Raw genomic sequence first — 9,150 nt, 5'->3', positions numbered from 1 at the left:
GGCACAAACAGGGTAGAAAATGATTATTCCACAAAGAGGTTCTAACGCTTTTAAATTGTTATATACAGGGAACAATGGTGAGGAAATTGGATTGGATGAAGTTCAATTGCTAGATGACTATCCACAAACACGAATTCGTGATCTATCGGCCTTGCTTAACGACTCTAATTTATTTATACGATATCAAGCCATTCTTATTTTGACTGCATGGGGATTGGAAGTTGGTATCGATAATGCCGAAAATATGATTGTTGCTGGAGTGGCTGATGATTTAAATTTATCTCCTAATAGAATTAATGGGAAAGATAATAGGTTTGATGATCTGGCCGAAGCGATTCACCTATATGTACTTTCAGGAGGGAGTGGTGTTCGCGCATGTAAAGCGTTTTGTGCGCTCTTGAAGAGCTACCCAATATATTACTTTGAATCAAAGTTCAAAAGAGCGTTGTTAAAACATGCAACACCTGAAATGATTGGCGAAATCAAAGACTCTATTTTGAAATGTTTGAAAGCAGGAAAATTTTATCAGGCCAGCCAACTGCTACCTATTTTGGCCAAGTTAGATTCGGTCGCTTGTTGGGATATATTTCCTGAAATTGCTGCTTTGCCAATGCAAATTCCAGATCCTGCTGCAAATATCGCAGAAGCATTGCGATACATTTCAACTCAGGATAGTGATAAATTACTAACTCAGTATTTGACGCATAAAGGTGCAGGGGTTGCTTTGGCAGCACAGGAATCTATTGATTTTAAGAAAAAACAATCCATAAAGTAATGGGGGGAAATGGTGAAGCGAATTGCTGCCGTTACTGCTAATGCTGCTGCCCTGTGCATCGTGCAGAACTGCCTCATTTTCCCGCAGTACCGATAATTTTTTACTGGCGCAGGTGGTCGACGTTTTTTAGCAATTCGAGCATAAATATCAGCGATCAATGGAGTGCATTGAGTTGATCGTTCGTCTTGTTCAATCAAGCTATCGAATGTCCGCAATTTGTCGAAGAAGTGTGATGCATCAACCTGATTAAACAGTCATTTATTCAATCGGTACTGTCAGGTTAACTTTAAAATAAATTCAGGATAAAAAATTCGACGAAAAAATGCTTCTTTTCGGACGACATTTATTGAAAAGTGAAATCAGAATTAACTACTTCACTCCATTCGATAAATCGCCGGCGCATGATTTCACGATAGTTTTTAGCAGCCAGCAAATGCCTGCTTGGGCGGAAAAATGATGCTATCACGCTATAGCTCGCTAAGAATCGTTGGGCGTGTCCGGCTGATTTAAATCCGCGCATTCGCCGTTCTCGCTCGCGGGTAGGTTGATGCGAATTCTCTGCGCGATTATTTGCACCTTTACCCTGGATGTGTTTCACCTCCGGCATTATTTCTGCCTTGGCTGCTGCGTAGCTTCGTAATTTGTCGGTAATGATGACGCGTGGAATATATTGCAAATTTTTGAGTAGTTTGCGAAAGAATTTCATTGCGGCGCGTTTATTTCGACGTGGTTGCACTAAGATGTCGAGTACTTCACCATCTTGATCTACTGCGCGCCATAGATAATGTGCTTTGCCGTTAATAGACAGGTACACCTCATCAAGATGCCAGTGATCATTGGATCTTTTCGATCGGGAACGTAACCGTTTTGCATAGATGCCACCAAATTTTTGCGACCAGTTGCGAATGGTTTCATAGGAAACGATCACTCCACGTTTGGCCATCATTTCTTCAATATCACGGTAACTTAAAGAAAAACGAAAGTAGAGCCAAACGCAATGGCTGATGATTTCAGCTGGAAATCGGCGACGAAAATACAGAGGTTTTGATGGATTAATGTAACGATCATAAATCGTTCTTTATTAATCTGACAGTACCTGTATAACTCGACACCGATTGTGAAATAGTTGAGTTTGTTTTGTGCACAAAAAAGCCCGTCTAAAAACGGGCTTCGTTGGAAAATTCCCTAAACCGTTGGAAAATTTCATTTTCTGTAAAATCAATTTTTTGTAACTTGTTGATTTTATTTGATATTTTGGGGTGATCGATGGGGCTCGAACCCACGACAACAGGAATCACAATCCTGGACTCTACCAACTGAGCTACGACCACCACTGTACTACGATTGCTAATCTGCCTTTGGTTAGGCAGGCCGCCATTGTAATTAGCTTGCGGGGAAATTGCAACTTATTTCTTGAATGATGTACTGCTCTGGTTGATATTTCAATAGATGGCTGAGCGCAAACTCCAATTTTTCTGCTGCGCCGTTGGTAATGCAATGAAGTGTTTCAGCGGTTTTATGCTGATTTAATAGCTGTTGTTGGGTTAGCAGTCGTTGCAGTTGTTTGGCGATTGCTAAACCGGTGTCGATGATTTGAATCGGATGCGGACTTGTTTTGTTGGCGATTTGCCTGATGCTAGTTTCTACAAAAGGATAATGCGTGCAACCCAACACAATCGTGTCTGCTTGCGCCTGAAAAATCGGTTGAAGATAATTATTTAATAATTCCAAAGCGGCCGGACTATCCAGCTCGCCTTGTTCAATCAGATCAACCAAGCCGGGGCAGGCCTGGTTGATGAAGCGCACTTGAGTAGTTTGCTGAATTTGCTCGCACAGTAGCTGATATTTGCTGCTGGCTAACGTACGGCTGGTCGCCAGCACGCCAACGTGACCTGTTTTACTTAAGCTGGCGGCGGGTTTTAAGCCGGGTTCAACGCCCACAAGAATTAAGTCTGGATAGTTCGCGCGTAGTGCTGCGATAGCGGCGGTTGTGGCGGTATTACAGGCTACAACAATGGCTTTTACGCCGAGTTGCAATAAGTGTTGCGCCACATAGAGTGAGCGCTGTATGACTTCTGCTTCGGTTTTGTCGCCATAGGGTGCGAAGCTGGAATCGGCAAAATAACACAACGATTCATTCGGTAATTGTTCGCAAATATGACGCAGTACGGAAAGTCCGCCTATGCCGGAATCAAAAATTCCGATTGGTGCTTGATTGGACATAAGCTGGGTTTGTGTTGGCATATGGGCTGGCGAAATAAATACAAGGCACAGGTGCCTTGTATTTAAAAGATGAAATTAACTGTTAGTTGAAATCAAACCAATTTTAGCTTGCCATTCTTTCGGGCCAGTGATGTGCGCGGAAGTACCAGTGGAATCCACTGCCACGGTAACCGGCATATCGATCACATCAAACTCATAAATTGCTTCCATGCCCAAGTCGGCAAAGCCTACTACTTTGGCCGATTTAATCGCTTTTGATACCAAATAAGCCGCGCCACCAACTGCCATTAAATATGCTGACTGATGTTTTTTGATTGATTCAATCGCAACTGGGCCGCGTTCTGCCTTGCCTATCATGGAGATCAAACCGGTTTGTTCCAGCATCATTTCAGTAAAGCCATCCATACGCGTGGCTGTTGTTGGGCCGGCTGGGCCGACAGCTTCATCGCGTACCGGATCAACTGGGCCAACATAGTAAATAACGCGATTAGTGAAATCGACCGGCAGTTGCTCACCTTTGGCTAACATGTCTTGAATACGCTTGTGTGCGGCATCACGACCAGTGAGCATTTTGCCGTTTAACAGCAGGGTTTGGCCGGGCTTCCAGCTAGCGACTTCAGCTTTGGTTAATGTGTTGAGATTTACTCGTTGCGATTTTTCGGTATCGGGTGCCCAATGCACGTCAGGCCAGCTTGATAATGCAGGCGGCTCCATATAAACTGGTCCTGAACCATCCATAACAAAATGCGCGTGACGGGTTGCTGCGCAGTTAGGGATCATTGCCACGGGTTTGGATGCGGCGTGGGTTGGGTACATATTAATTTTTACGTCGAGCACGGTCGTTAAACCGCCCAAACCTTGCGCGCCAATGCCAAGCGCGTTAATTTGATCGCACAAGGCAATCCGCAATTCTTCAGTTTTATTTTGCGGGCCGCGCAGTTTGAGTTCATGCATGTCGATGTCTTCCATCAGCGATTCTTTCGCCATCAACATTGCTTTTTCTGCAGTGCCGCCAATCCCGATTCCCAGCATTCCCGGTGGACACCAGCCAGCGCCCATAGTTGGCACTGTTTTCATGACCCAGTCAATTAAGGAGTCGGACGGGTTGAGCATCACAAATTTGGATTTATTTTCAGAGCCGCCGCCTTTGGCCGCCACTTGAATGTCGAGCTTATCGCCCGGTACCAATTCCATATGCACTACTGCAGGCGTATTGTCTTTGGTGTTTTTACGGTCGAATAATGGATCGGCCACAATCGAGGCGCGCAACACGTTTTCTGGGTTGTTATAACCTTGGCGAACCCCTTGATTTACCGCATCGATAATGGAGCCGGAAAAGCCTTCAAAGCGCACGCCCATACCGATTTTCATGAACACATTCACAATTCCCGTGTCTTGGCAGATCGGGCGTTTGCCTTCGGCGCACATGCGTGAGTTGGTCAAAATTTGAGCGATGGCATCTTTGGCCGCCGGACTTTGTTCAATTTCATAAGCACGCGCTAAATGTTGAATGTAATCGGCTGGATGAAAATAGCTGATGAATTGCAGGGCTGCGGCGACGGATTCAATTAAATCGTCTTGTTTGATGATGGTCATGTTAATGGCTGGCCTATAGGTGAAGAAGGTGGCTAATGATGTGACTAATTACAGAGGCTAAATTTGAGCGCTATTTTACACGTGACTATGAGGTTGGTGAAATCGTGGCGTTTATTCTCGCGCTGCGGGTGATTTATGGTTAAATGCTTAATTAGCCGATAGAGCTGCGTTAGAAAATCTCAGCAATTCAAAATAAGTATTTTTTTGCATTATTTGTTTAGCACTGCTGTTTGGCTCGCTAAGTACCTTGAGATTAAAATACGCTGTTAAAAAAATATTATTTAATTGATGGGAGATCCATTAGATACGTTAAACTTTTCAAATAAAACAGGGGAGTATATGAAAAACTCCAAATCACAGCCAAAAACACTAAAATTACAGCTAATTAAATCAATTCTTAATTAGCATTGAATCATCGTTGAACCAGCTTTGTTTTGCATCAAACCATTGTAAGAGTTAAGTAGGGCTTTACTTTTATGTCATTCAAAATCATAACGAAGGAAACATCCATGTCGGAAATTGAATCTGCAAATGAAACGCAAACAGGTAAACAAGAAAGTCGTATTTTCCCGCCGCCAGCAACTTTTCAGGCGCAGGCAAATGTGTCAGGCATGGATGATTACCGCGCACTCTGCGCTGCGGCTCAAACTGATGAACAAGATTTTTGGTGCAAACTGGCTCGCGAACAACTGCAATGGCATAAGCCATTTACTCAAGGTTTAGACGAATCTAACGCGCCGTTTTATACATGGTTTGCCGATGGCGAGATGAACGTTTCCTATAATTGCTTGGACGTGCATTTAACTAATGGCAACGCCGATAAAACTGCAATTATTTTTGAAGCGGATGATGGTACATCCAGCAAAATAAGCTACCGCGAGTTACATCAAAAAGTTAGTAAATTTGCGAACGGACTGCGTTCGTTAGGGGTTAAAAAAGGCGATCGCGTCATTATTTATATGCCGATGTCTGTGGAGGGTGTAGCAGCGATGCAAGCCTGCGCCCGCATTGGCGCAACCCATTCTGTGGTGTTTGGCGGCTTCTCTGCTAAATCGCTACAAGAACGCATTATTGATGCCGGCGCGGTCGCTGTGATTACTTCCGATTACCAAGTGCGCGGTGGCAAACAATTGCCGCTCAAGGCGATCGTTGACGAAGCATTTACTTTGGGTGGATGTGAAGGTATCGCTAATGTGGTGGTGTACCAGCGCACTGGCGGTCAAGTTCATTGGAGTACGCGCGATATCTGGTTGCATGAGCTCACTAAAGACCAGCCTGCAGACTGCGAGCCAGAATGGGTTAGCGCCGAACATCCCCTATTTATTTTGTACACCTCCGGCTCTACCGGAAAACCAAAAGGCGTGCAGCATTCGTCCGGCGGTTATTTGCTGTGGACTAAATTAACCATGCAATGGGTGTTTGATCTGAAACCGACCGATGTGTTTTGGTGTACAGCAGATATCGGTTGGGTAACTGGGCACAGCTATATCGCTTATGGGCCGTTAGCGGCAGGCGCTACTCAAATTGTGTTTGAAGGTATTCCAACGTTTCCAAACGCCGGCCGTTTCTGGAGTACGATAGAAAAACACAAAACTACTATTTTTTACACCGCGCCAACCGCGATTCGTTCATTGATTAAAGCCGCCGATGGTGACGCGACAATTCATCCAAATAAGTTTAATTTAACTTCCTTGCGTTTGTTGGGTTCAGTTGGCGAGCCTATCAACCCAGAAGCGTGGATGTGGTATTACAAAAACGTAGGCCGTGACCTTTGCCCTATCGTTGATACTTTCTGGCAAACCGAAACCGGTGGCATCATGATGAGCCCTTTACCTGGAGCAACTCCGCTGGTGCCCGGCTCATGTACTTTGCCTTTGCCAGGTATCGCTAGCGCTATTGTTGATGAAGCCGGTCATGACTTACCGAATGGGCAGGGCGGGTTATTAGTCGTGAAGCGTCCGTGGCCGTCGATGATACGGACTATCTGGAATGATCCGGAGCGTTTCAAGAAGAGCTATTTTCCAGAAGAGTTAGGCGGGAATATTTATTTGGCGGGTGACGGCGCAATCCGCAATAAAGAAACCGGCTACTTCACCATTACCGGACGGATTGATGACGTGTTAAACGTATCAGGTCATCGCATGGGAACCATGGAAATTGAATCTGCTTTAGTGGCAAATCCAATGGTGGCAGAAGCGGCGGTAGTGGGGCGGCCAGATGATACGACGGGCGAAGCAATTTGCGCATTTGTGGTGCTCAAACGCAGTCGTCCAACTGGTGATGAAGCACGTCAAATTGCTATTGAGTTGCGCAACTGGGTCGCCAAAGAAATCGGCCCTATCGCCAAGCCTAAAGAAATTCGCTTTGGTGATAATTTGCCGAAAACCCGTTCCGGAAAAATCATGCGGCGTTTATTGCGAATTTTAGCTAAAGGGGAAGTGATTACGCAGGATGTTTCTACCTTAGAAAATCCCGCGATTTTGGAGCAGTTGAAAGAGGCGCTGTAAGATTGATTGAAAAGTAGAAACGCTGACTGAGGTTGGCGTTTTTATTTTGTCATGCTTAAGGCCACTGCTTCAGCGACACGAATCCCATCGACAGCCGCCGATAAAATCCCACCTGCATAACCTGCACCTTCGCCAGCGGGGAATAATCCACGAGTATTTAAACTTTGCAGGTCAATATCATTGCGCTTGATGCGTATCGGCGAGGAAGTACGGGTTTCAACGCCAGTGAGAACCGCGTCATTCATTGCAAAGCCGCGTATCTGTTTGTCAAAGGCTGGCAACGCTTCCCGCATTGCGCTAATGGCGTAGTCAGGCAATGCACTACTTAAGTCACCCAGTTGCACGCCGGGTTTGTAAGAGGGCTGCACCGCACCGAACTCTGAGGAAGCGCGTCCCGCAATAAAATCACCGACTAATTGACCGGGCGCATTGTAATTGGAGCCACCTAATATATAGGCATGGCTTTCCAAAGCGCGTTGGAATGGAATTCCTGCTAATGGATGACCAGGATAATCTTCAGGGGTGATTCCGACCACAATCGCGCTATTTGCGTTGCGCTCATTGCGTGAGTATTGACTCATGCCATTCGTTACGATCCGGTTTGGTTCGGAAGTTGCTGCGACTACGGTGCCGCCCGGGCACATGCAGAAGCTATATACAGAGCGTCCGTTACTGGCGTGATGAACCAACTTATAATCAGCCGCGCCCAGAATCGGATGGCCAGCGCTGGGACCAAAACGGCAGCGATCGATAATTGACTGTGGATGCTCAACCCGGAATCCGACCGAAAAAGGCTTTGCTTCTATATAGACACCGCGCTCACACAGCATTTCAAAGGTGTCGCGCGCGCTATGGCCAATCGCCAGCACTACATGATTAGTGCGAATTTGCTCGCCGTTTTCCAGTATAACGCCACGGATAGCTTCATCTTCGCGCAAAATATCCACAACTTTTTGGCTAAATCGTACTTCACCACCCAGCGCAATAATCGTGGCGCGCATGTCCTCCACCATTTTCACCAGACGGAAAGTACCAATATGCGGTTTGCTGACATACATAATCTCTTCCGGCGCGCCAGCTTTTACAAATTCGGTTAATACTTTGCGGCCGTAATGTTTTGGGTCTTTAATCTGGCTATATAACTTACCATCTGAGAAAGTACCGGCACCGCCTTCGCCGAACTGCACATTTGATTCTGGATTTAATTCACGTTTGCGCCATAAGCCCCAAGTATCCTGTGTGCGTTCACGTACCGCTTTGCCGCGTTCCAAGATAATTGGACGAAATCCCATTTGCGCTAATAATAAGCCGGCAAATAAGCCGCAAGGGCCGGTGCCGATTACGACTGGGCGTAAAAAGTCTTGATTTGTAGCGTGCGCTACGAATTGATAGTTAGTGTCAGGCGTGCGAGTGACATTTTTATCACCGTGAAACTGGGTGATTAACTGCTCATTCTTAGTCGTAACAATATCCAATGTATATATAAGGCTGATTGCCGACTTCTTGCGCGCATCGTAACTGCGGCGGAATACCTCAAAACTGAGCAGCTCCTCATCAAGAATGCCTAGTTTCTTTAGAATGGCCAGGCGTATCGCTGTATCAGGATGGTCGAGGGGAAGTTGGATATCGGTTAAACGCAGCATATATATACATGTCCAGAGGGTGAGTCAGGAATAAAACAATCAAACGGGGCAACATTTTACCGCAGACAAGAACATTCTCCACCGTTGAATTTTAGGCTGGGAAATGCCAGAACACTATATAGATATAGTGCAGCCAGAAAGAATTTGAAAATTATTTCAAAAAGCCCTTGCAACTCCGAAGAAGCCTTGCTATAGTTCGCCTCCCGTTGAAAGACGGGGAAAAAGAAGCAAAAGAAAAGAGAATTAAAGGGCGGTAAAACGCCAGTAAAAAGTAGTGGTCGAGAGCAGTAAAGTGGGAGAGCAGAAAAAACGAAGTGTCGAAAAATAAGTGTTGACGCGGAGTAGCAAAAGCCCCATAATCTCGTTTCTGTGCTGCTGACAAACAAAACGCTTTGTCAGCGAAGAG

Annotated in this window: 6 protein-coding genes and 1 tRNA gene; 2 read left to right on the top strand and 5 right to left on the bottom strand. The window is 45.7% G+C overall.

Annotated features, from left to right (window positions below):
* Positions 1–19 precede the first annotated feature (19 nt).
* Complete coding sequence (locus S2091_RS23205; protein WP_105534362.1) at positions 20–775, top strand: hypothetical protein; 756 nt, start codon at positions 20–22, stop codon at positions 773–775.
* A gap of 343 nt (positions 776–1,118) precedes the next feature.
* Here the strand turns inward: S2091_RS23205 and S2091_RS23200 are convergent, their stop codons facing one another.
* The 4 genes from S2091_RS23200 to S2091_RS23185 all read right to left on the bottom strand — a co-directional run bounded on the left by S2091_RS23200 (position 1,119) and on the right by S2091_RS23185 (position 4,594).
* Positions 1,119–1,832 carry an IS6 family transposase gene (locus S2091_RS23200; protein WP_105534361.1) on the bottom strand — a complete coding sequence of 238 codons (714 nt, stop codon included), beginning with the start codon at positions 1,830–1,832 and terminating at the stop codon, positions 1,119–1,121.
* 198 nt (positions 1,833–2,030) lie between these two features.
* Positions 2,031–2,106, bottom strand: a tRNA-His gene (locus S2091_RS23195).
* 52 nt (positions 2,107–2,158) lie between these two features.
* Positions 2,159–2,998 (bottom strand): glutamate racemase, encoded by an 840-nt coding sequence (murI, locus tag S2091_RS23190; protein ID WP_243405543.1) that lies wholly within the window; start codon positions 2,996–2,998, stop codon positions 2,159–2,161.
* Positions 2,999–3,073: 75 nt separating this feature from the next.
* Positions 3,074–4,594, bottom strand: coding sequence for a fumarate hydratase (locus tag S2091_RS23185; protein WP_105534359.1), 1,521 nt, complete (start codon positions 4,592–4,594; stop codon positions 3,074–3,076).
* Between the two features lie 509 nt (positions 4,595–5,103).
* On the opposite strand from S2091_RS23185, the gene acs reads away from it, so the two are divergent.
* Positions 5,104–7,101, top strand: coding sequence for an acetate--CoA ligase (gene acs, locus S2091_RS23180; protein WP_105534358.1), 1,998 nt, complete (start codon positions 5,104–5,106; stop codon positions 7,099–7,101).
* Between the two features lie 41 nt (positions 7,102–7,142).
* Here the strand turns inward: acs and S2091_RS23175 are convergent, their stop codons facing one another.
* Entirely contained in the window at positions 7,143–8,744 is a 1,602-nt protein-coding gene (locus S2091_RS23175) for an NAD(P)/FAD-dependent oxidoreductase (protein ID WP_105534357.1), read from the bottom strand.
* Between the last annotated feature and the right edge of the window lie 406 nt (positions 8,745–9,150).

The organism is Solimicrobium silvestre, assembly GCF_002976435.1.
GTDB lineage: Bacteria > Pseudomonadota > Gammaproteobacteria > Burkholderiales > Burkholderiaceae_D > Solimicrobium > Solimicrobium silvestre.
This window is presented reverse-complemented; position numbering and strand designations above follow the sequence as displayed.

Excerpts from the sequence above, each read along its gene's own strand:
- S2091_RS23205 (WP_105534362.1), top strand. The coding sequence starts at position 20 with ATGATTATTCCACAAAGAGGTTCTAACGCTTTTAAATTGTTATATACA.
- murI (WP_243405543.1), bottom strand. The coding sequence starts at position 2,998 with ATGTCCAATCAAGCACCAATCGGAATTTTTGATTCCGGCATAGGCGGA.
- S2091_RS23185 (WP_105534359.1), bottom strand. The coding sequence starts at position 4,594 with ATGACCATCATCAAACAAGACGATTTAATTGAATCCGTCGCCGCAGCC.
- acs (WP_105534358.1), top strand. The coding sequence starts at position 5,104 with ATGTCGGAAATTGAATCTGCAAATGAAACGCAAACAGGTAAACAAGAA.
- S2091_RS23175 (WP_105534357.1), bottom strand. The coding sequence starts at position 8,744 with ATGCTGCGTTTAACCGATATCCAACTTCCCCTCGACCATCCTGATACA.